Here is a 24901-nt window from a genome sequence, read left to right on the forward strand (position 1 = left end):
AGAAAAGTAGCCACATATGGAAAAATTTGTGGCTACTTTTTACTTTCTTTACATATTCTAATTTTAGCGGTTTAATTCACGAACGATATAGCCGCCAGAAGCCCAACCGTAATGACCATTTACTTTCACTTTATACCAACCATTTTTCGTAATAGGAACATCTTTTGAATCTAATGCAAGTTCCACATAGTCTTTATGATTAATAGTTGTAATAACTTGAGCACTTGTTGAAGCATCTGCTCGGACATTTAAAGCAGAACCACCTGTATCGACGCGTCCTAAGTTTTTCACAGTAAAGTATTTATTGTACGAACTAAAGGATACGTTAGCATAATAAGTTCGGTTGTTATATTTTACGGTTAACCAATAATTATTATCCTTTTCAAGTAGGTTGAATTTTGCGCCTTTTGGCATTGTCCCAACAACTTTACCAGATTTTTTATCATATAGGTTAAATGTTGTTTTCGCAACAGCTAACGTATTTGTTGGGAAGACATCCGATAAGTCAGGATAGCTTGGGTTGGATACTGGAGTCGTATTTGGACTACTTCCAGCAGCACTTTCTTTAGAATATTCCATAATATTTGTCATATGATGAGCAATTAATTCGCCCCATTTTTCATCCGTTGCATAGTAGAAGTTCATCCCTTTACTTAAGGAATCAACACGGCTACCTGCAATACTTTTAACGGAATATCCTAAATAAGTTCCTTGGTTATGCCAACTATTTCCTAAATACGTTGCTTTAATTTTTTGGGCGATAAATTCAATGTTTTGTTTAATGGAATCGAATTTAACGGCACCAAGGTAAGGAACTAAATCATAGGCGCCATAACCGAATAAATTGTAGCGATCAAGGGCAATTGTGGATTTACCAAAATTACTTTCATGAATCGCATGGGCTGCTAAATAGAGGGCGTTGACACCATATTTTTTTCCAACCTCTACGAAGATGTCACCTGAATTAAGTAATACGCTTCGGTTATTACCAACGCGATCTTTAATATAAGCGTTAATTTGATTTGCAGTAACAGAAGAAACGGTTCGTAAATCCATAAACAAGTAACTATTTTTGTTTGCTTCTAATGAGTCAATGCGTGCTTTCGTTGATTGACTAATTAAATAGCTACCTGATACAAAACCAGTTTTTCCGTTGTAAGAAACTTTGTACCATCCATTTGAAGCTTTATAAGCTGTTGTAAGCTTCGTATTCGCTGGAATTGTACCTAGCGATGAAGATGATGTTGAATTAGATGTTCTTAAATTTAAAGAATTCGTTGTATAGACGACCATCGAATTAATCGTTTGTCCAGGAGGTAGATTAGATGAACCTGAACCTGTGGACGGATTCGTAGGACTTGTCCCGTTGTTTGTTGAAACTTTAACATAATCTGAGCTTACCCAACCAGTTACACCATTATAAGTAACCTTATACCAATTACCAGAAGTTGAGATGTACGTAATAGTAGATCCATTCGGAATAGTTAATAAAATTTTTCCAGCAGTCGAATTCGTTGAACGTAAGTTTAAGTTAGCAGTTGTACTATAAATTTTATTTACTACTGTATCGTCAGTACCTGGTTTTGATGGTTCGGTACTTGGCTTAGAAGGCGTAGTTGGTTTAGTCGTAGTCCCACTGTTAGTAGTCGTAACTTTAATATACTCTGAGCTAACCCAGCCTGTTTTGCCATTATAAGTAACTTTATACCAGTCACCTGACTTCGAGATATAGTTAACAGATTTCCCTTTCGGAATCGTTAATAAAATACTTCCTTTAGTAGAGTTAGTCGAACGTAAATTTAAATTAGCAGTGGTAGTATAAGTTGATTTCGTTACTGTTTCACTCGTACTTGGCTTAGAAGGCGTAGTTGGTTTAGTCGACGTTCCAGTATTAGTAGTTGCGACTTTCACGTATTCCGAGCTAACCCAGCCAGTTTTACCATTGTAAGAAACCTTATACCAGCTACCAGATTTGGAGATATAATTAACGGATTTCCCTTTCGGAATCGTTAATAAAATACTTCCTTTAGTAGAGTTAGTCGAACGTAAATTTAAATTAGCAGTGGTAGTATAAGTTGATTTCGTTACTGTTTCACCAGTACTTGGCTTAGAAGGTGTAGTTGGTTTAGTCGACGTTCCAGTATTAGTAGTTGCGACTTTCACGTACTCCGAGCTAACCCAGCCCGTTTTCCCATTGTAAGTAACTTTATACCAATCACCAGACTTAGAAATATAGTTAATGGCTTTCCCCTTTGGAATCGTTAATAAAATACTTCCTTTAGTAGAGTTAGTCGAACGTAAATTTAAATTAGCTGTAGTAGTATAAGTTGATTTCGTTGTTGATACACTAGTGCTTGGCTTAGACGGAGTAGTAGGTTTAGCTGTTGTCCCAGTGCTAGTTGTTGTAACTTTTATATACTCGGAACTAACCCAACCTGTTTTCCCGTTGTATGTGACTTTATACCAATCACCAGATTTGGAGATATAATTAACGGCTTTCCCTTTCGGAATCGTTAATAAAATACTTCCTTTAGTAGAGTTAGTCGAACGTAAATTTAAATTAGCTGTTGTTGTATAAGTTGTTTTAGTAGTAGCGACAGAATTTGTTATTTTAATATATTCCGAACTAACCCAACCGGTTTTTCCATTATATGAAACTTTGTACCAAGTTCCAGATTTCGAGATATAATTAACAGCTTTCCCCTTCGGAATCGTTAATAAAATTTTTCCTTTAGTAGAATTTGTAGATCGTAAGTTTAAGTTAGCTGTTGTTGTATAAGTTGTCGTTGATGCAGCTTCTACTTCAATTGATGAAAATGGAAGGTCAGAAGCAAAACTAGACCCTAACAATATACCGGATGAAAGTAAAACACTCGACACGCCTGTCTTTATAAGGGTTTTGTTATATTTCTCCATCATACACTCTCCTTTAAATTGGTGTGATTTTTAAAGCGGAAAATTTGTGATTTTAGTAATTTGGTCAGCATTCTAGAATTATATCGGCCAATTCTATTAAACTTTAAGTTAAACTTTAACATTAAAGAATAATTTATAGACAGCAGTTTTATTAATTAATTTTTATGAATTTAATAAATATTGAGTAAATAAAGGTGAGACATTTTGAAAATGTTTTTAAAACTTTTTGAAGTTTATTGTAATTACCTACAATTATTGTTAAATTGAGTACTGATTTACAAATAATAAGAAAATATAACAATTACTTAATAATATGGGACTCTATGATATAATAGAGAAGATAAATACTGGCTTAACATCAAGTTGAGAAGCTAATAGGGCTCAAACTAAATGTTTAATTTGCCAAAACGGAAGGATGTCTCATGTGGCTACAAAAGTGTTAATGATAACACAAAACTTTTATCCAGAGATTGGTAGTGCTAGCAACCGAATGAAAAACATTTATCAACTGTTACAAGAAAATGGATATGAGGTTACAGTGTTAACTACAGAAGCATCTTATCCTAATAAAAACTTGTATAATAATAAAGAGTTTTGGAATGATAAAGATTTAAATGAAGCCCAACATATACATCGTGTCACTGTAAAAAAACGAAAATATTCTTTAAATATGATCAGTCGTCTTTTGTTTTATTTAGAATTTACATTAAAAATGATTTTCTTTGTACTATTTAATAGGGGAAAATATGATCTTATATTTGTTTCTAGTCCACCAATTTTTATAGGTTTGGCGGGTATTATTGCAAAGTTTCGATATCGGGCCAAAATGGTTTTAGATATACGAGATTTATGGCCAGATTCACTTAAAGGAGTTGGTGTTTTCAATCACCCTCCTATTCTCTGGTTTTTTGCAAAAGTAGAGAAACTACTATACTTAAAATCAGATGCAATTGTTGTTAATAGTCCAATATTCGCAGATCATGTTAAAAACGTTGCTAATATTCGAAGTGAAGATATAATTTTTTTACCTAATGCAGCTAGGGACAAAGAAATTAATGAGGATATTCATCAAGATAAGCAATTTAGGGCTATATATACAGGAAATATCGGATTAGCTCAAGATGTTGATTTTTTAAAGTCATTAGCTAGTGAATTGAATAAGGAAAAAGTACATTTAAGTATTGTAGGTTATGGTATGAAAAGGGAAGAATTGAAACAATATGTTACAGAACATAAACTTAACTATATATCCTTTATTTCACCAACTACTAGACAAGAATGTCTTACGTTAAATAGGCAGCATGATGTTGGAATATTGGCTTTAAATAAGAAAGAAGTTTTTGAAACAGTTTTGCCAGGCAAATTAATAGATTATATGACAAGTGGCTTACCATTAATTGCTTCTGTATCGGGTTTTTCCAAACAGTTGATCGAAAATAATAATGTAGGTTTTATTTCAGAAAGTCGAAACCCTAAAGAAATCGTAAATCATATACTTTATCTAAAAAATCATCCTAATATCCATTTGGAAATGAAATTTAATAGTATTAGTTTGGTGAAAAATCATTTCTATTGGGAAAAAAATATTTTTGATTTAATTAAACTATTTGGCCGATTAGAAAATAGTTCTAAAAAAATGAAATCCAAGGTTACTAAGGTGGAAATGTATGAGTAAGAATGTATGTATGTTTGTATGGAATCACTTCACCAACGATGCTAGGGTTTTACGTGAATGTACTGCTCTATCAGAAGATGGTTATCATGTGGATTTAATCTGTATTGAAGACCCAAACGATAAAGAACTACCTTTGTTTGAACAGGTAAATCCAAGGTTCACTGTTAATCGAGTAAAACGGTATCCAACTACATTAATAGCACTTCAAAAAGTCTATAAAAAAATATTAGATAACAAATTTCTATTATTAATTTCGGCAGTTATTTTGTTGTACTTACTAATAAATATTCCGATTTTTATTATTTGTTTAACATTTATTGTTGTATTTTTTTTAAAAACAAAGTTTAAAGGAATTATTATTAAAGGGAATATCATTTTACGTATGATTGCAAAAGCTTATAGTTCGAAATATGACATTTACCATGCAAATGACTTGAACACTTTGCCTCAAGCGTATATTGCATCAAAATTGCGGTTGCGTAGAAAAAAACTAGTGTATGATTCACACGAAGTTCAAACAAGTAGAACAGGATATAATCCTAAGACGATTAAATTAGTAGAAAGTTTCTTCATAAAGAAAATAGATACAATGATAGTTGAAAATAATACAAGAGCAGAATTTAATGAAAAGTTATATGGTTTTTATCCACATGTACTTCATAATTATCCATTTATAAATCTAGATGAGAATAATGAAAAAATAAATTTACATAAATTACTTGATTTACCTAAAAATGAAAAAATATTATTGTATCAAGGTGGTATTCAAATTGGTCGAGGGTTAGATAAGTTAGTCCAAGCTGTTCCGTTGTTTAATGAAGGAACGGTAGTCTTCATTGGCGATGGTAAAATTAAACCGACACTAATAGAAATGGTCAAGGAAATGGATTTAGAAGGAAAAGTGAAATTCATTCCTAAAATACCTTTAAAGGAATTACCCAAATACACAAGAAATGCTTATTTAGGTTTTCAAGTATTAAATAATATTTGTTTTAATCACTATTCTGCCTCTTCAAATAAATTATTTGAATATATGATGGCTGGCGTACCAGTTGTAGCTTGTGATTTTCCGGAAATAAAAAAAGTTGTCGAAGAAGAGCAAATAGGTATTTGTATAGATTCACATAAGCCAGAAGAGATTGCTAGAGCAGTGAATCAAATTTTAGCTGATGAAAAATTAAGACTTTTATTTAGTGAAAATTGTAAAAAAGCAAGTACTAAGTATAACTGGGAAGAAGAAAAGCTGATTTTATTAAAAGTCTATAATTCATTGCTCAAGGAAAAGGAATTGTTATTGGAGGTTTAGTTAAGTTGGATTATAAAGTGAGTATAGTGATTCCAGCATATAATGCGGAAAAAACTATAGAAAGAGCAATTGAATCTGTTATAAAACAAGATTTTGAAAATGTACAAATTATTGTTGTTAACGATGGTTCTACTGATAGGACACAAATTATTGTAGAAACACTTCAAAAAAAATATTCCAATATTTATCTAATCAATGAACATTCAAATCAAGGTGTTAGTGCAAGTAGAAATAAAGGAATTAATCTTGCAACTGGTCAATTTATTACATTTTTAGATGCTGATGATTTTTATCCTGAAAATATTTTCAATAAAATATATGATTACATTATTCAAAAACAAGCAGATATTTTTATTGGTAATATAGAATGTTTTAATGATGTCCGTACATGGAAATTATCTTACATGAAAGAGGTATTTAAAAATAAACGGATGTTTGTTACTACGTTAAAAGAAACCCCCGATATTCAATATTCACCTTCAGTGTGTAATAAATGGTACAAGAGATCGTTAGTTGGAAATTTAAATTTTGATACCGAACTAACTATAGGTGAAGATTTATTATTTAATGAACAATGTCTAATTAAAGCAAAAGTAATTGCAATAGCGGATATAATTGTTTATAAATATCGAGTTGCTAGATTAGATAGTCTTAGTAAAAAAACATCAATCTCATTTTTTGAAGAATTATTGAATGTTCAACAAAAAATTCTTAAACTTTTTTCTCCTTTACAACATTCTCAAGAATTGAAAGTAATCTGCAATCGGCAAATAAAGTTTTTCATAGATTCTATCTTTTTAAAATGCAAAGGTGTAGTAGCAAACATAAACAGTTTAGCAAACATTACGATGGAATTTTATAATCTAATATATAAATATATAGATTTACCTATTTATGAAGATAATATAGAAAAGAACTTTTTAGTTGAGCTCCTTAAAAGAAATGATTTTGTTGGGCTTCTAAAATATTTTAATTTGCTATTAAACAATTCAGTTAGTAAGCATAATAAAATAAAGAAGAATATTTTTTATAGCTATTTAATAAATTATTTTCCTAATTACCATGAAAAACTTGTAATTAACCCAAAAGTTTTAAGTAAAGTAGAATATCTAAAACTTGATGGAAATCACTTAACTATAAAAGGATATGCATTTGTTAGAGGTTTCAATACTAATCAACAGAGTAAACAATTAATATTAAGAAATGTTAACACTGATGAACAAAGGGTTTTCAATCTATCAAATGCATTAAGAACAGATATAACTTATTTAAATAGTAAAGATAATGTATGCTATGATTCTGCAGGATTCTCAGATATAAACCTTAATATAAGTGAGGTTATTGGACCAGGTCTATGGGAAGTTTATATAAATGTATTAATAGATGATCAATATACTGTACAAAATCGACTATGTGTACCACTTGCTGAAGTGAAAAATCGTGCAAAAGAACAATATGTAAGAATAAATAAAAAAATCCAAAGAATTACGACATATTATGATGAAAGTAAATTTATTAAAATTCACCTATCAAACCCTTTAACTCCAATTTCTTATATAAAATCAAAGATACGAAAGGTTAAAAGAAATATTCGATATGATTTAAGTTTGATAAAAAAAGGAAAATTCAAATCATTTATAGCAATAATATTATATAAACTATTTAGAAAATTTTTCAGAAGTAAGCATATCTGGTTAATAGGGGAAAGAAAAGATACAGCTCAAGATAATTCTTCACATTTATTTAAATATATAAGATTGAATCATAAAAATGTTAATGCATATTATGTGATTGATTTTTCTTCAAAGGATTATCATTTGATAAAAAGATATAAAAATATCGTTAGGTTTGGGAGTATTAAACATACTTTATATTTATTGTGTTCAGATGTAACTATTAATAGTTATGTAGAAAGGCCGAATATGTATACTCCTGAGTATGTAGATATTTTGAAGTATTACCCGGAATTTGCTAAAAATAAGAAGGTTTTCCTCCAGCACGGAGTTATTGGTGTTAGTCGAGTTAATCATGTATTACATAAAAATAAGTTGGATTATGACTTATTTATTACAAGTTCGAATTATGAAAAAAAACATATTATATCTGAGTTTGGATATAATGAAAATGAAGTTATTGTAACTGGTTTACCACGATGGGACAATCTTGATTCAAAGAAAATACAAAAAAAAGTGCTTCTTATGCCAACGTGGAGGTCGTGGATTCAAAGTTCTGAAGAATTGTTGACATCAGAATATTTTAGGACATATATTCAGCTGTTAAAGAATCCTAAGTTAGTTGAAACATTAAAAAAACATGATTGTGAACTGGTTTTTTTCCCACATTATCAAATGCAAAAACTATTATCCGAAGAAAAAATAAACTTGGATACTCGCATAAGAGTTGTAAAACAAGGTGAACGTCCGGTTCAAGATTTATTAAATGAATGTTTGGTATTAATAACGGATTATTCAACTGTTTCGTTTGATGTAGCTTATTTAGAAAAACCAGTAATATTCTATCAATTTGATTATACTGAGTTTTATTCTAAACATTATAATGAAGGACCTATAAATCACAAACAGCAATTGTTTGGACCGGTAGTTGAAAATGAGAGGGAAGTTATTGTTAATTTGGATAATTTTCTAATACATGGAAACGGAGAAGAGTATATTAACAAAGCTAAATTATTTATAGAACCAAATTTAAAACAACACTGTCACCGTGTTTACTCCGAAATAGATAAATTATTAAAGTATTAATTTACATATCTCATAGTAAATTATATTTGGTAAATTAAAAGATATCCTATATATCTTAACACTGTGAAAGGAAGTTTTTTTATGTCGTCTTATGAAGTTAGTGTAATTATCCCATTTTATAATGTGGAAGATTATTTGGAAGAGTGTATTAATTCGGTTATTAATCAATCAAACTTTAAGTCACTCTATATAATATTAATTGATGATGGTTCAACAGATAGTAGTGCTGAGATATGTGAGAAGTATGTTAAAAAATATTCCAATATAAAATATTTTTATAAGGAAAATGGTGGTATATCTTCAGCTAGGAATGCGGGGCTTTCTTATGTAAAGGGTAATTATGTTATTTTCCTAGACTCAGATGACAAATTCTCACCTACAGCTATAGAAACTATGCTTAAAGCTGCAAAAAATAATAATGCCGATATTGTTCATGGTGATTTGAAAATATTCCCAAAACAAAAAGAAGCATATGGAGCATGGAAAAATGAATTTGGAAAGGGTAATAAAAAAATTACTGATATCACAAAACATCAAGATTTACTCTTTAATCCCTCTCCTTGTAATAAACTTTTTAAAAGAGAATTATTTGAAGGCATCACATTTCCAGAAGGAATGGTTTTTGAAGATGCTTATACAATAATACCCTTAATGATAAAAAGTAAATCGATTTATCTACTTGATTCAATAGTTTATTTTTACCGTAAAAGGATAGTAAACACTAATTCTATTATGGATAATCTTTATTCTAAAAAGAAAAATTATTATGATCATTTGAATGTCAATGAACATTTATTCCGTATGGCATTAAAAGAAGATGAAAAAGTACAAAAAAGTATTTCCCGGTTTATATTACGCAGCTATAATGCTTTTATGGTAAGGCTTGTAAATAATGATTTATTTACAATTGAAGAGAAATATGAGATTTTTAATCGATTATCATATATGTATAATAAGTACCCTGAAGAGTATTTTTTAGAGATGGGAACAAATAATAAAATACGTATTATGTATTATGCTATTCGAACAAATAACTTTGACTTATTTTTAAATCCTTTTTTTGAAGATCCTGTAATTAACATTGTTGATAACAACATGTTTTTTGATTTGTCTCAAAAAGATTCATCTATAAGAAGATGGTTTTTATTAGCAAGAGGTTTTTATGGAAATTTAGAAAATATTGATATAGTTGAGGGCGGTAAACTAAAATTTAATGGGCAGTTCCGTGTTCATTGTGCTAAGTTTACAAAAGATTTTACTCAAATTAAGGTTCAAGTATATGTAGATGGTAAGCCAACTTTATTAGTACCAGTTCGAAATATATTTCGAAAGGATTTAAGTAATTTATTTGAAGAAAATGGTACAATGAATGGGTTTGAATTTTATATAGACATAAATAAATTACCCTATGATGCCAGAATAACATTTAAATTTAAATTTTTTGATGTAAAACTTAATAAATATATTGAATTTCCGATAGGATATCAGAAGACCTTATTTAAAAGAAAGGGTTGGTATCAATATTCATATTGTACTTTGCATTTTGCCATAAATATAAAATCTAAAGAATTTGTTATCTTTAAATATAGAAAAAGACTTTTTGTAAATGCATTTAGAATAAGAAAATATATGAAACGAATGGAAGAAAGTTCACAGGATTTTAAAAATGCTAAAGAAATTTATGAAAAGTATAAACGTAAGTTAAAAAATAAAAAAGTTTGGTTAATAGCTGAACGTTTTGATACAGCACAAGATAATTCATACTTCCTTTTTAAATGGATTAGGGAAAATTATCCAAGAGAAGATGTTTATTATTTAATTAAAAAAGATAGTGATCAATATGAAAAAGTTAAGACTTTAGGAAATGTAATAGATTTTGATTCTGAACAGCATTTAGGATATTTATTAAATGCTAGTGTTGTAGTAAATTCTTATGACATTGATTCTTATATGATTCCAAGTAAGTTTGAGAAAAATAAATTTTATCAATTATTTGGTGATTTAATAAAATATAAGCGTGTTTTTTTAAGCCACGGTATTAATTATAATGATCAGTCAATACCTTTAAATAATAATCGATTATTAGCTGATTTATTTATTACAAGTCAATCAATTATTGAGAAACAAAACAGTCTTCGTACTATGAATTATTCTGAAGAACAAGTTAGAAACATAGGTTTAGTTAGATTTGATAACTTAAAAAGACACGTAAGAAATGATTCTTTTAAACATAAAATTAATCAGAAGAAAAAGATTTTATTTATGCCAACTTGGCGGCAATATATCTTACCGAAGTCTTATGGAGAAAGTTTAGATGAAAACATTATTATGGAGAAAAAAAGGTTGTTTCTCTCATCTAGTTATTATCGAAATTTAATAGATTTAATGAAAAATAAAGAGTTACAATCTTTCTTAGAGAGAAAGAATATCGAATTTCAATTTTATCCTCATTATGAGGTGCGTCAATTTTTAGACTGTTTTAAAATTAGCCATCCTAATATAAAGGTTTTAGATGATACTTTAAGTGTCCAAGAACTGTTGATTGATTGTGATGCTATGATTACAGACTATTCATCGGTTTTCTTTGATGTTGCTTATATGAATAAGCCTTTATGTTATTTTCAATTCGATTACGATGAATTTTATTCAAAACATTATCGTCCGGGTATTTTCAACTTTAGAGAAGATGGTTTTGGACCCGTATGTTCTTCAGTAAATGATGTTATAAGCGCAATCATGAAAATAAATAAGAATGATTTTAAAAATTCATTAAAGTATAAAAAACGAATTCAAAAATTCTTTGGGAAAGATTATTTAGAATTAAATCATGCTGAATCTGTTTATAATGCAATTAAAGATTTACTAAAAGATAGTAAAGAATTTGTTAAAATTAATTAATTTATATAAAAATACGATATTATTATCGGTAGTTATTAATTTTATTTAATACTTAAAAAAAGTAGTGCGACTATTATGTTATCTTTATAAAATTGTCAATTGCTAAAAATGAGGTGTAATTTTGTGAAAATCTGTACAATCGGACTGGGTTATATTGGACTACCTACCTCTATTATGTTTGCAAAACATAATGTAAATGTTACAGGGGTTGATGTGCAACAATCTATAATAAATTCTTTAAATGATGGAAAAATTCATATCGAAGAGCCTGGTTTACAAGAAGCATTAGAAGAAGTTATTTTAAAAGGGACATTTAAACCATCGATGGCACCTGAAAAAGCAGATGCATTTATTATTTCAGTACCGACTCCAAATAATAATGATTGGTATAAATCTTGTGATTTATCTTATGTAATAGATGCGATAAATAGTATATTACCTTTTATTGAAAAAGGTAATGTGATTATTGTAGAATCTACAATTGGTCCACGTAGTATGGATGATATTTTAAAACCTCTAATTGAAGAAGCTGGTTTTAGTGTAGGAGAGGATGTTTTTCTAGTCCATTGCCCTGAACGAGTTTTACCTGGGAGAATATTACATGAATTGATTTATAATAATCGTATAGTTGGAGGAATTACCCCTGCTTGTACAGAAGCTGGAGCGCGAGTGTATGAAATTTTTGTAAAGGGTGAAATTATTAAAACTAGTGCTAAAATAGCTGAAATGTCTAAATTAATGGAAAATACTTATCGTGATGTAAACATTGCATTAGCAAATGAATTAGTTAAAATTTGCACTGAACTTGAAATAAATGCTCTAGACGTAATTGAAATAGCAAATAAGCACCCAAGAGTTAATTTACATTCGCCTGGTCCTGGTGTTGGTGGCCATTGTTTAGCTGTTGATCCTTATTTTATCGTCGCACATGTACCAGAAGAAGCGAAATTAATCAATCTTTCACGTAAAATTAATGAATCTATGCCAAGCTTTGTTATTGAGAATGTTAATAATTTAATGACAACATGTGAGGGAGAAATAATCACTGTTTTTGGATTAACATACAAAGGTAATGTTGATGATATTAGAGAAAGTCCAGCAATAGAAATTTATAAATCTTTAAAGGAACAGGGGAATTTCGAAATAAGAGCATACGATCCTCATGTTACTTATGACTGGGTTTATAAAGATATGGATACCGCATTAAAGGATTCATCATTATTATTAATTTTAACAGATCACGATGAATTTAAAGAGTTTAATTCTGATGATTTAAATAATATGAGGGATAAAATTATTTTTGATACCAAAAATGTAGTAATTAATGTTTCTGATGATATTAATTATTTTAATTATGGTAATTTATATAAAGCTTTAAAAAAGGTAGCAATATTTAAATGAATTCAATTAGAAAAATAACACTGGAACAATTACAACATATACTATTAATTTTTAGACTTAGTTTATATGAAACTAGAAGTCAATATAAAATGCACTACTTAGGGTCGTTATGGAAATTTCTTAACCCCATAGTTTTAATAGCGGTCTATTGGTTTGTTTTTGGTCTTGGAATAAGAGGAGGTTCTCCAATAGGAGAAACTTCATTTTTCCTTTGGTTATTAACCGGTCTAGTTCCTTGGTTATATATATCACCGACTATTGGTCAGGCAACTAACAGTATATATTCTAAAATTGCTATGGTTTCTAAAATGAATTTCCCTGTAAGTATTTTACCAACAATTAAAATGTTTACTAATTCCTTTAGTTTCTTTATTCTAATAACTATTACAGTTTTTATTTCAATTGTTTATGGTGATTTTTCGGGGATATACCTTATTCAGTTACCATATTACTTAATTAGTCTCTATATTTTAATTTATGCTATTACCATTTTAACTTCTTCCTTAGCCATCATTGTTAGAGATGTACAAAATATAATCCAAGCGGCTTTGCGAATTATGTTTTTTGTACTACCAATTGTTTGGAATATTGAATCTTTACCAGATTATTTAGTAACTTTATTAAAATTAAATCCATTTTACTATATAATTGAAGGATTTAGATATTCATTAATTGGTGGGAATTGGTTTTATGATGATATTATATATACAATTTATTTCTGGCTTTTAACACTAGTAATTTTATTAATAGGATGTACTGTTCATTTAAAGTTTAGAAATAAATTTGTAGATTATTTATAATTGGAGGTCTTAAGATGAGGCCTAAAGTAATATTCGAAAATGTTTCAAAAAGTTATAATCTTTATAACAAGCAATCGGATAAAATTGCTGAAATTTTTTCTTCAAAGAATAAAACTGATGATTTTCAGGCAATAAAAAATGTCAGTTTTTCGATAAATGAAGGTGACGTTGTAGGAATAGTTGGGTTAAATGGAGCGGGAAAGTCTACGCTATCAAATTTGATTGCTCAAATAGTTCCTCCTAGTTCAGGCTCAATTAAAATTAATGGGGAGACTTCTCTAATTGCTATTTCAGTAGGGTTAAATAATCAACTTTCTGGATTAGAGAATATTCGATTGAAATGTTTAATGCATGGTATGAGTCAGTCACAAATTAAGTTACTATTACCTGATATTATTTCATTTGCTGATATTGGTAAGTTTATTGACCAGCCGGTAAAAAACTATTCTAGTGGAATGAAGGCTAAACTTGGTTTTGCTATTTCAGTACATACAAACCCTGATATTTTAATTATAGATGAGGCACTATCGGTTGGAGATCAAACTTTTTATCAAAAGTGTATTGATAAAATGAATGAATTTAAAAAACAAGGGAAAACGATTATATTTATTAGTCATTCTATATCACAAGTAAAGACTTTTTGTAATAAAGTTATTTGGATGAATTATGGTCAAATTGAAATGTATGATAATTCTGATATTGTAATTGAAAAATATCAACAATTTGTTAAATGGTTTAATAATTTATCTGAAACCGAAAAAAAACAATACAGAGATGAAAAATTACAATCTCAATACAAATATGAAGAAATAACGATTGCACACAGATCTAGATCTAGATTATCTCGTAAATCTAACAAAAATAAAGGTAAATTATGGTCTTTATCTTTTACAGTACAATTTTCTGTTTTATTAATTGCTCTACTTATAACCGTTGTATTTATGTTTCGTTTACCTTTTACAAATATCATAAATGGCTTTTCAAAAGAAGAAACACAACTAGTTCATAGTAAGCAAGAGGACTTAGAAGATAAAGAATCAGAGAAGAAAACAGAAATTACTTCTATTAATAAAGAGGGTTTTATAGCAGTCGAAGAGACCAATATATATAATTCATATGATTCAACGGTATCATCTTCATTTTTAAATTTCGGGAATAAAGTATATGTTACCGAACAAATTGATGACCGTTATAAAATTTTGTCTAGCGATCAAGAAATATATGTTAATCAGAGTGATATTATTTTATTGGAGGATAGTATTGAAGAATCTAACTTCCAAATCGATAATTTTGTTTCTGCATTTCCTTCAGAATTCTCAGATTCATATATGTATTTCTTTGCCTTTTTAGGTGGAAGTTATGATCAAATTAAATCTTCAATTAGTACTGACCCTGTTGAATTGGAAAATGGCTTAGGTGGGAGTATCCTTTCCTATCCTGCTTATTTCGTTGAATATCATTTTGATGATCAAGGTAATGCATATGAAATTGTCATAAATAATATTAACTTAGATGTAATTGAGAATGTAGATTTAACAAATTCGAAAATCAGTGATTCTACGTATTATTTACAAAATGAAACATATGAAGTATTTATAAATGAAGATATAAGTAAAATTACATTCTCTCTAAAATAACTTTTATTTAGTTGGCTGCATCCATAGTGTAAATCAATTTATGGATGCAGTTTTTGCAAATTTTTAAATTTCTCTTCTGTCATCTGAAAAAACATCTTTTGAAAGGTTGATACATAATGTCTAAAAAATATAAAGTAATGACTATTTTCGGTACCCGTCCAGAGGCTATTAAAATGGCACCCCTTGTATTAGAACTCCAAAAACATCCCGAACAAATTGACTCTATCGTAACGGTTACTGCCCAACATCGTCAAATGCTTGACAAAGTACTTGAGACCTTTCAAATTAACCCGGATTATGATTTAAATATTATGAAGGATCGACAAACGTTAGTAGACGTTGCCGTAAACGCTCTACAAGGTTTAGATGCCGTTATGAAGGAAGCGAAACCAGATGTTGTGTTAGTGCATGGAGATACTGCAACGACTTTTGTAGGCAGTTTAGCAGCCTTTTACAACCAAATTGCCATTGGCCATGTTGAAGCAGGGTTACGGACTGGTAATAAATATTCTCCATATCCTGAAGAAATGAATCGACAGTTAACAGGTGTAATGGCGGATCTGCATTTTGCTCCTACCGAAGTATCAAAGCATAATCTCTTACTGGAAAACAAACCTGAAGAATCCATCTTTGTAACAGGGAATACAGCTATTGATGCTCTTAAAACAACCGTTCGTCCTGAATACACTCACCCGGTTTTAGAAAAAATCGGAAACGATCGTATGATTTTATTAACCGCGCACCGTCGGGAAAATCTAGGGGAACCTATGCGTAATATGTTCCGAGCGATTGTTCGAATTTTAGAAGAACAGGATGATGTACAAGTTGTTTATCCGGTTCATATGAATCCCGTTGTGCGAGAAATTGCTAAAGAAATTTTAGGAGACAATTCCCGAGTTCATTTAATTGAGCCGTTAGAAGTTTTTGATTTCCATAATTTCGCTGCCCAATCCTATATGATTTTAACCGACTCTGGTGGTGTGCAAGAAGAAGCTCCGTCTTTAGGGAAGCCTGTTCTCGTGTTACGTGATACAACTGAGCGTCCAGAAGGAATAGCAGCAGGGACATTAAAACTAGCCGGTACAGATGAAGAAACAATTTACCGTTTAGCTACTGAATTACTGACGGATGAAAACGCATATAACGAAATGGCTCAAGCTTCTAATCCTTATGGGGATGGTTTTGCATCGAAAAGAATTGTGGAACACTTACTTTCCTATTTAAATAAATCAAAGGTTCTTCAATAATTCAAAATCGATCCCATTTGGTTCAAATTTTAATTTGTAAGATTTATATGAAAAAAAGCTCCTAATCATTCGAGTGATTAGGAACTTTTTTGTTATTTTTTACCTGCTACTTCTTTTAGATCTTTTTTTATTTTCGTAGTTGAGATACCAACTGTTCTTGGTAAATAAACAACTTCACAATAGTCTTTTAGGAAGTCGAATTTTCCTTCCCAATCATCGCCCATTACGAATACATCCACATCGTATTTTTGGACGTCCTCAATTTTTTGTTCCCATGTATTTTCAGGAATTACTAAATCTACATATCGAATCGCTTCTAAAATCATTTTTCGTTGTTCAAATGTATAATAAGCTTTTTTCCCTTTTAATGCATTGAACTCGTCCGTTGAAATCGCAACGATTAAATAATCGCCTTGTTCCTTTGCTCGACGAAGAATATTTATATGTCCTGAATGTAGAAGATCGAATGTACCGTAAGTAATTACTCGTTTCATGAAAGTTCCTCCATCTATTTTTAGGTTCTACAATTTTGCTAAATTAATATACAATCAAATTTACATAATCTTATAATATCATAAATAAAGTGTAACACATTAACAAGAAATATATATTTGAATTACGAAAATTAATGAATGATTACTATGTGAAAATTTTCTGATATAATAATACATTTACAAATTACTATCCTTTTTATTATAATACTTATCGGTAATATTTCAAATAACGTAATATTATCATATATAGGTTAATTATGTATCTTTTAAATCTGTAAATTGCAAAATTATTCCTCAGTATAAAGAGATTATTTCAAAATATAACCCCAATGTCGTAATGTGGGATATTATGGAAACGTAAATTTGTTCACTAACAACTAATAATTTGTTATAATTAATTTTACATTAAATACACAATTTAATCATTCATTTACTAATGTAAGTGATTAATAATGAATCCATTTTCAATTGAAAATTCGTTTTGGACTGTTATTTAGAAAATGGGAGGACAATTATGTCAACTGTAAAAATACAAAATGTAAATTTCCATAATAATAGTATGGGTGAATTCATCGATATTTTTGATAATAGAATACAAGAACAGGAGAAAACATTTGTTGTAACAGCTAATCCAGAACTTGTTTCATTAGCAAATAAAGATCCTAAATATTATAGAACGTTAAATCATGCTGACTTTGTATTAGCTGATGGAATCGGTGTAGTGATTGCTTCAAAAATTATTAATGAGCCTTTAAAGGAAAGAGTAGCAGGTTTCGATATCATGGGCGAACTATTAAAAAAGGCAGAAAAAGAAAATTTAAAAGTTTTCTTACTTGGAGCAAAGGATACAACAATTGAAAAAGCGTATGTGAATATTCAAAAGAAACATCCTAATTTGAATATTGTCGGAAAACAACATGGTTTTATTGATATTAATGACGAAGAAATCGTCAACAAAATGGTGGAACTTGAACCTGATTTAGTGTTTGTTGGACTAGGTTTCCCTAAACAAGAGTTTTGGATAGAGAAACATATCGATAAATTTAAAAAAGGTTTATTTATGGGGGTTGGCGGAAGTTTTGATGTTTGGGCTGGGGAAGTGAAACGAGCCCCTCAAACATGGATTGATCTCCATTTAGAATGGTTGTATCGACTAATTCAACAACCTTCACGTTTTAAAAGAATGTTAGTATTACCCCAATTTTTGTTTAAAGTCATATTTGAAAGAAAATAATATTAAGTTTTAGCGTATTTTATACAAAAAGTATAAAATACGTTTTTTTATTAGAAAAAAAGGATAAGTATGCAGAAAAAAATGTATTCATGGCTTAAAAATAATTTTTGTATTGTACATTTTTAATTTTCTGATATAATTCTTCCTTGGAGGAAATTTACAATGAAAAACGAAAACAAACCTATAAGAGAATCGAATTTTGAATTATTAAGAATTGTATCCATGTTTATGATTATGATCTTACACATTGGAACCCATGGTATTCAAAAATATATAGATACGTCAACGTTATCTAGTTTTAATGAAATGTTATACCATTTTTTACGCTCACTATCGATTATTGCTGTTAATATTTATGTCTTAATTAGTGCGTATTTTCTATCACAATCAACTTTTAAGTTGAAAAAACTTGTATTGTTGTTTGTTGAAACAAGCTTTTTCTTTACGTTAATTTTTGCAATAACAAGTATTTTTGGTTACCCAGACTTTAATATGACTAGTTTAAAAGAATCCCTTTTTGCAGTAATATTTGGTAAGTACTGGTTTGTTACAGCCTATTTTGTTCTTTTTGCCTTATCCCCATATTTAAACAAATTATTGAATGCCCTTAATAAAAGAGAACATTTTAAATTTATTATTATAACAACATTAATTTGTTGTGCTTGGCAATTCTACTATGCTAACTCCTCTGTAGGAATAGGGAAGGGATATGGTGTACCGTTTTTTATTTATCTTTATATTGTGGGTGCTTACATTAGAAAATATCAATTTATTTTAAAAGATTTCAATAAAAATTTGTATTTAATATCCTATTTAGTACTAGCTATTGTTAATACAATGATTGTAATGAGTGCTGCAAATAATGGAGGAGATATTGGGAGATGGTATAATTATAATTCACCGATTGTTTTAATCATGTCTTATGCTTTATTCCAATACTTTAGGAAAATACACATTAAATCAACTGTAATCAACTCTATTTCTAAATATGTATTTGGTATTTATTTATTGCACGAGCATACGAATATGAGAAGTTTTTTATGGATTGATTCGGGGGTAGTTGAGAAAATAATAAATTTAAATAATTACATGTTTATAATTTATACTTTAGGATATAGTATTATAGTTTTCGTAAGTTGTTGGTTAGGTTCGTATATTATTAGTAAAGTATTCTCATTTATTATGAGTAACATAGACAAAGTTTTGTTATTTATAAAGGGTAAAATGAAAATGGCAGTATGAAGATTTGAATGGTTTATTTTCATTTGAAAATAGAAAACACTTTGAAAGGATGAAGTTCATCTTTTCAAAGTGTTTTTAATTTTATTTATACGTTGGAATGTCGAAGTATAAAGTATATGAATCTAATTGTCTATAAATATTATAGATCGAGTCAATTTGTTTTACTGCCCAACCAATATCTGTTGCATATTGATGGCTAGCACCACCGTAGCGGGCCATGTATTCTGGATTCCATCGCATTTTATATAGGGTATTTTGATTATTTGAACTGTGAATATACTGTTCTGCAATGAATTTTGCTCCTTCTACGATTGCTATATAAGGAGTTGTCCATCCATGCTCATATGCATATTTTGCACCTGAAGTAAGGGCGGTACCATCATATGCACCGATTCCATACATGTTATAAACAGTAACACCATTATAACTATAACCTTTCGCTAATGGAGATGTACCTTGACCTGTTTCTAACAACGCATGGGATAGTAAATAAATTTCATTTACATTGTATTTTTTACCCGCATCAATAAATGCTTGCCCCATATTATTAAGCGTTCCCTTACCGGAAAGGAATGTATTTAATACGGATGCTGAAACACTACTTGATTTGGATAAATCTAAAAATTGGAATCTTAGCTTTTCATCGTTAACAAAGTTCTTCGGATTTAAATAATAACTTACATCTGAACTTGTTGCATTTCGCCAAGTAGTATATTGAATTTTTAACCATTCATTGCCAACATCTAACACAATTAAACTAGTACCTTTACTTACCGTATCATAGATATGGCTTTCATAGCTTTCTGCATCACGTACATATAATGCACTTTCTGTCACAGCAGATGTGATATTTACTAAAGTACTATGAACATACAATGTTTTACTATTGTATTGAATTTTGTACCATTTAGTACTGCCGTTGAAAGAATCACCTTGAACAGTTCCGATAATTCTAAATGTTGTTCCACTACTAATTGTTGTACTAACGTTTGAATTATCTTTTAAACTTGTGGATGTTCTTAAGTTTACATTTGCATTTACCGTGCCGGTAATATTTACAGAATCTGTACTTACATAGGCAGGTTCGTTACGATACTTATCAGTTTGAGGATTTGCTTTCATTTGAATAGCTAATGCTTCAGATAATGTTAAAGAATAATTTGTATTATTTTGATACGTTGTATTAACATTATAAGCTTGAATCCAAACTTTTTGGCCATTTTCTAAATAACCGCGATACCAAATAGCATCGCCGACTTTTTCCGTTAAGTTTACTTCAAATAGTTGTCCTTTAAAGGAAGAAAGGTCTTTATAAATGGCATCTTGACCAGCACCCCAAGCGTGGGCATATGCCCACCCTGTACCTTTTAAGTAGAAGTTTTTAACGTTGTGATCAACTGCTACATGATTTTGAGCCCACATATCACTAGCTTTTACCCATCCGATAACACCTGTCGTGCTACTAGCAACTGTACTAATTAAATAGTAAAGCGTTCCATTATAGGTAGCTTGTTTTTTAATATAGAAAACTTTATCTGTATACTTAGTACCAGCAACAATAGCTGTTTTTCCGTTACCAAGTGTTGGGTAAATATTTGCAGTTGTTGTTAAAATACGCCCAAGTTTACTTGTATTACTTTCGGTAATAACTGGTGTAGTTGAGACATTGTAGGCTTGAATCCAAACTTTTTGACCGTTTTCTAAATATCCACGATACCAAATGGCATTTCCAACTTTTTCAGTTAAATTAACAGAGAATTTTTGATTTGTGAATTGTGTTAAATCTTTATAAATCGTATCTTGACCAGCACCCCAGGCGTGGGCATAAGCCCATCCGGATCCCTTTAAGTAAAAAGTTTTGGAATTGTGATCTACCGCTACATGATTTTGAGCCCACATGTCATTTGCTTTTACCCATCCAATAACACCGTTTGTGCTACTAGCAACCGTGCTAATTAAATAGTAAAGTGTTCCATTATATGTAGCTTGCTTTTTAATATAGAAAATTTTATCGGTGTATTTAGTTCCAGCTGCAAAAGCTGTATCCCCATTACCTAATGATGGATAAATTTTTGCGGTAGTTGTTAAAATACGCCCTAATTTACTAGTGGCACTTTCACTATTCGTAACTTTAGTTGTTACATTATAGGCTTGAATCCAAACCTTTTGACCATTTTCTAAATAACCACGGTACCAAATAGCATCACCAACTTTTTCAGTTAAATTAACGGTGAACTTTTGGTTTTTAAAATCCGATAAATCTTTATAAATGGTATCTTGGCCAGCACCCCAAGCATGGGCATAAGCCCAACCAGATCCTTTTAAGTAAAAGGTTTTGGATTTGTGATCGACAGCCACATGGTTTTGTGCCCACATGTCACTAGCTTTTACCCATCCGATAACACCTGTCGTGCTACTAGCAACTGTACTAATTAAATAGTAAAGTGTCTTATTATATGTAGCTTGCTTTTTAATATAGAAAACTTTATCCGTGTATTTAGATCCAGCTGCAAAAGCTGTTTGATCGTTACCGATTGTAGGATAAATTTTTGCAGTAGTCGTTAAAATACGACCTAGTTTACTTGTAGTACTTTCAGTTACTTGAGAAGCACTAAAAGTTTGAATACTGGTTGATTGAATGGTTGAATTAACATCCGTTTTACTCTCAATCTCTTTAGTTGTCTCTTCTTTAGTAGGTTCTTCTACTACTGGGGCTTCTACATTGTTTGTAGTTTCGTCATTAGTAGTTTCGGGAGTCGTTGGATTATTAATCTCCTGATTTTCTGTTTGAGGATTTTCTATTTCGGTTGTTGGTTCTGTTTTAGGTTCTTCCTCAACTTTTTCAACATCATTTTTAGGTTCTACCGTTGTATCAGAACCATCGGATTCAGAAACATCCGCCACATCTTCAATACTTACATCGCTATTTTGGTCACTAATACTATTACTTGATTCTGTATTAGATGATAGTGTTTCGGAAGCGAGCACATTATTAAAAGGAAATCCAAGTAATAATAGTGTCGTAAGTATAGTTAATACCTTCCTCATTTAAGTCCTCCTACATCAAATTACTAGATATTTTTTACTATTTTAATTTTTACAACATCACCTCACTATTTAACTATAATATCATGCAACAGTATCATTTGTAATAGTTTAATAATACTGTCAAATAAAAGTAACATAATAGAAATATTGTATTTTAGAGTAATATAATATGTGAGTTTCAGATGAAACTTTTCATACATACTTTTCGTTTAGGAACTAATATAAGATGGGTTGAATCAGCCTTTTAAAAAAGGTATTATAGATAGGTTCAAGGAAATTTAAGAGGATTTCCATATTAATGCTTATATTGTTGAAAGTATCTATTGTTATTTAACTTATACCTGCAATTGACTATTGGGTATAATAAATACATAAAAAGTGAGGGGAATCTTTTATGACAATCTTAGTTACAGGTGGCGCAGGCTATATTGGAAGTCATGCAGCTGTAGAACTATTAGGACACGGATATGAAATTGTTATAGTGGACAACTTATCAAATAGTCATATAGAGGCGGTAAATCGTATAAAAGAACTATCTGGGAAGGAATTTCCTTTTTATCAAATTGATTTAATGGATAGAGCATCTTTAGATGAAGTATTTAAGAAACATCAGTTTGAAGCTGTCATGCATTTTGCAGGATTAAAAGCTGTAGGCGAATCAGTTCAAATTCCATTGAAATATTACCAAAATAATATAACTGGAACACTTAACTTAGTGGAAGTAATGGCGGAAAACGACGTGAAAAAACTAGTTTTCAGTTCGTCGGCAACAGTTTACGGTTATCCTGAAACAGTTCCAATTGATGAGTCATTCCCGTTATCTGTTACAAATCCATATGGTCGTACAAAATTAATGGTAGAAGATATTTTAAGGGATTTACATCAATCGGATTCAACATGGAAAATCGCATTACTTCGATACTTTAATCCAATTGGTGCCCATGTAAGTGGTCGAATTGGAGAAAGTCCTGTTGGTATCCCTAATAATTTAATGCCTTATATTACCCAAGTAGCTATCGGAAGAAGAGAAAAGTTAAATGTGTATGGAAATGACTATAATACTTCCGATGGTACTGGCGTTCGTGATTATATTCATGTAGTGGATTTAGTGTTAGGTCATATTAAAGCGTTAGAATATCTAGATAAAAACGATGGTATTGAAACATTTAATCTTGGTACTGGAACTGGATATAGTGTACTTGAATTAGTTCATGCATTTGAAGCAGCAACTGGAAAGGACATCCCTTATGAAATTGTTGATCGTCGAGCGGGGGATGTAGCTATATGTTATGCTAATCCTGCTAAAGCCGAAAAATTACTAGGCTGGAAAGCAGAGAAGACTTTACAACAAATGTGTGAAGATTCTTGGAGATGGCAAGTGAATAATCCAGTTGGCTATGAAGATAAATAATTAACTGGAAAGAAGTTGCCCTTTAAAGGAGAAGTCTTATGTTCGATATATATAAACTAATGTGGGGAAAACGAAACCTGGTTCACACATTAGCACTTCAAGAAATGAAGAAAGAATACGCAGGAACATTATTAGGAGTTCTATGGGGATTAGTTAATCCCCTTTTGCGTATTGCTGTGTATTGGTTTGTATTTTCTATCGGTGCAAAAGTAGGGAAAAATGTAGATGGTGCACCTTTTATCGCATGGCTTGCTTGTGGATTAGTTGCTTGGTTTTTTATTAATGATGCCTTTCGGTTATCAAAAAATTCCTTCCGTTCAAAGCGAGGGCTTATAAAAAATACGCCATTTCCTATAGCCGTTTTGCCTGCTGTTAATGTCCTATACTCTTACTATATCCACCTCATTTTATTGGCTACTATTCTTGTAGTAATGGTGTTTTACTTGAAAACGATTTCTGTTTATTGGCTACAAATCCTTTACTTTGATTTTGCAGCCTTTATGTTATTAATCGGAATAGGATCTGTTACAGCGCCATTAGTAGCGGTAAGTAAAGATTTTGGTAAGTTAATTGATACAGTCCTAGTATTTTTATTTTGGATGACTCCAATCCTTTGGTCTGTTGATAATATTGAAGGTCCTTTAAAATTTTTAGTCCAATTAAATCCTTTCCACTACATTGTACAGGGATATAGAGACTCTATTTTCTTTAGTACTGGTTTTTGGGAGTACCCAGGTTATACGTTGTATTTTTGGGTATTTGTTTTTGTTTCTTTTGTTTTAGGTAACTATTTGTATAAACGAATGAAACCAATATTCTTGGATTTAATGTAA

At 30.2% G+C, this 24901-nt stretch carries 15 protein-coding genes; 12 read left to right on the top strand and 3 right to left on the bottom strand.

What is annotated here, in order from left to right; translation table 11 throughout:
- Positions 1-63 precede the first annotated feature (63 nt).
- Positions 64-2916: an SH3 domain-containing protein gene (locus MHH69_RS06260; protein WP_341361920.1), complete on the bottom strand. Its 2853-nt coding sequence runs from the start codon at positions 2914-2916 to the stop codon at positions 64-66.
- Between the two features lie 424 nt (positions 2917-3340).
- On the opposite strand from MHH69_RS06260, the gene MHH69_RS06265 reads away from it, so the two are divergent.
- The 8 genes from MHH69_RS06265 to wecB all read left to right on the top strand — a co-directional run bounded on the left by MHH69_RS06265 (position 3341) and on the right by wecB (position 16639).
- Positions 3341-4591, top strand: coding sequence for a glycosyltransferase family 4 protein (locus MHH69_RS06265; RefSeq protein ID WP_341361921.1), 1251 nt, complete (start codon positions 3341-3343; stop codon positions 4589-4591).
- Entirely contained in the window at positions 4584-5897 is a 1314-nt protein-coding gene (locus tag MHH69_RS06270) for a glycosyltransferase (RefSeq protein ID WP_341361922.1), read from the top strand. The genes MHH69_RS06265 and MHH69_RS06270 overlap by 8 nt, the downstream gene beginning before the upstream one ends.
- A gap of 5 nt (positions 5898-5902) precedes the next feature.
- On the top strand, positions 5903-8656 hold the full coding sequence (locus tag MHH69_RS06275) for a bifunctional glycosyltransferase/CDP-glycerol:glycerophosphate glycerophosphotransferase (RefSeq protein WP_341361923.1): 2754 nt from the start codon (positions 5903-5905) through the stop codon (positions 8654-8656).
- Positions 8657-8737: 81 nt separating this feature from the next.
- A complete protein-coding gene (locus MHH69_RS06280; protein ID WP_341361924.1) occupies positions 8738-11554 on the top strand; it encodes a bifunctional glycosyltransferase/CDP-glycerol:glycerophosphate glycerophosphotransferase in 2817 nt (938 codons plus the stop codon).
- Between the two features lie 123 nt (positions 11555-11677).
- Positions 11678-12955 (top strand): nucleotide sugar dehydrogenase, encoded by a 1278-nt coding sequence (locus tag MHH69_RS06285; RefSeq protein WP_341361925.1) that lies wholly within the window; start codon positions 11678-11680, stop codon positions 12953-12955.
- Entirely contained in the window at positions 12952-13755 is an 804-nt protein-coding gene (locus tag MHH69_RS06290) for an ABC transporter permease (RefSeq protein ID WP_341361926.1), read from the top strand. Before MHH69_RS06285 ends, MHH69_RS06290 begins: the two co-directional genes overlap by 4 nt.
- A 14-nt stretch (positions 13756-13769) precedes the next feature.
- Positions 13770-15392, top strand: a complete 1623-nt coding sequence (locus tag MHH69_RS06295) for an ABC transporter ATP-binding protein (RefSeq protein WP_341361927.1) — start codon at positions 13770-13772, stop codon at positions 15390-15392.
- A gap of 116 nt (positions 15393-15508) precedes the next feature.
- Complete coding sequence (gene wecB, locus MHH69_RS06300) at positions 15509-16639, top strand: non-hydrolyzing UDP-N-acetylglucosamine 2-epimerase (protein WP_341361928.1); 1131 nt, start codon at positions 15509-15511, stop codon at positions 16637-16639.
- A gap of 92 nt (positions 16640-16731) precedes the next feature.
- On the opposite strand, the gene tagD is transcribed toward wecB, so the two are convergent.
- Entirely contained in the window at positions 16732-17133 is a 402-nt protein-coding gene (gene tagD / locus MHH69_RS06305; protein ID WP_122970463.1) for a glycerol-3-phosphate cytidylyltransferase, read from the bottom strand.
- Between the two features lie 514 nt (positions 17134-17647).
- Here tagD and MHH69_RS06310 point away from each other — a divergent pair.
- Both MHH69_RS06310 and MHH69_RS06315 read left to right on the top strand, forming a co-directional pair.
- Positions 17648-18367 (top strand): WecB/TagA/CpsF family glycosyltransferase, encoded by a 720-nt coding sequence (locus tag MHH69_RS06310; RefSeq protein WP_341361929.1) that lies wholly within the window; start codon positions 17648-17650, stop codon positions 18365-18367.
- A 162-nt stretch (positions 18368-18529) separates the two neighbouring features.
- Complete coding sequence (locus tag MHH69_RS06315) at positions 18530-19609, top strand: acyltransferase (RefSeq protein ID WP_341361930.1); 1080 nt, start codon at positions 18530-18532, stop codon at positions 19607-19609.
- A gap of 81 nt (positions 19610-19690) precedes the next feature.
- Here MHH69_RS06315 and MHH69_RS06320 read toward each other — a convergent pair whose 3' ends face one another.
- Positions 19691-22657 (bottom strand): N-acetylglucosaminidase, encoded by a 2967-nt coding sequence (locus tag MHH69_RS06320; protein ID WP_341361931.1) that lies wholly within the window; start codon positions 22655-22657, stop codon positions 19691-19693.
- A gap of 394 nt (positions 22658-23051) precedes the next feature.
- Between MHH69_RS06320 and galE the strand changes: the two genes are divergently transcribed.
- A complete protein-coding gene (galE, locus tag MHH69_RS06325; RefSeq protein WP_122970466.1) occupies positions 23052-24068 on the top strand; it encodes a UDP-glucose 4-epimerase GalE in 1017 nt (338 codons plus the stop codon).
- Positions 24069-24106: 38 nt separating this feature from the next.
- On the top strand, positions 24107-24901 hold the full coding sequence (locus tag MHH69_RS06330) for an ABC transporter permease (RefSeq protein ID WP_122970467.1): 795 nt from the start codon (positions 24107-24109) through the stop codon (positions 24899-24901).

The organism is Ureibacillus sp. FSL E2-3493 (assembly GCF_038077515.1).
Classification (GTDB): Bacteria; Bacillota; Bacilli; order Bacillales_A; family Planococcaceae; genus Ureibacillus; species Ureibacillus halotolerans.

Coding starts and splice junctions, on each gene's coding strand:
- MHH69_RS06310 (WP_341361929.1), top strand. CDS start 17,648: ATGTCAACTGTAAAAATACAAAATGTAAATTTCCATAATAATAGTATG.
- tagD (WP_122970463.1), bottom strand. CDS start 17,133: ATGAAACGAGTAATTACTTACGGTACATTCGATCTTCTACATTCAGGA.
- galE (WP_122970466.1), top strand. CDS start 23,052: ATGACAATCTTAGTTACAGGTGGCGCAGGCTATATTGGAAGTCATGCA.
- MHH69_RS06330 (WP_122970467.1), top strand. CDS start 24,107: ATGTTCGATATATATAAACTAATGTGGGGAAAACGAAACCTGGTTCAC.
- MHH69_RS06260 (WP_341361920.1), bottom strand. CDS start 2,916: ATGGAGAAATATAACAAAACCCTTATAAAGACAGGCGTGTCGAGTGTT.
- MHH69_RS06280 (WP_341361924.1), top strand. CDS start 8,738: ATGTCGTCTTATGAAGTTAGTGTAATTATCCCATTTTATAATGTGGAA.
- wecB (WP_341361928.1), top strand. CDS start 15,509: ATGTCTAAAAAATATAAAGTAATGACTATTTTCGGTACCCGTCCAGAG.
- MHH69_RS06320 (WP_341361931.1), bottom strand. CDS start 22,657: ATGAGGAAGGTATTAACTATACTTACGACACTATTATTACTTGGATTT.
- MHH69_RS06295 (WP_341361927.1), top strand. CDS start 13,770: ATGAGGCCTAAAGTAATATTCGAAAATGTTTCAAAAAGTTATAATCTT.
- MHH69_RS06290 (WP_341361926.1), top strand. CDS start 12,952: ATGAATTCAATTAGAAAAATAACACTGGAACAATTACAACATATACTA.
- MHH69_RS06270 (WP_341361922.1), top strand. CDS start 4,584: ATGAGTAAGAATGTATGTATGTTTGTATGGAATCACTTCACCAACGAT.
- MHH69_RS06315 (WP_341361930.1), top strand. CDS start 18,530: ATGAAAAACGAAAACAAACCTATAAGAGAATCGAATTTTGAATTATTA.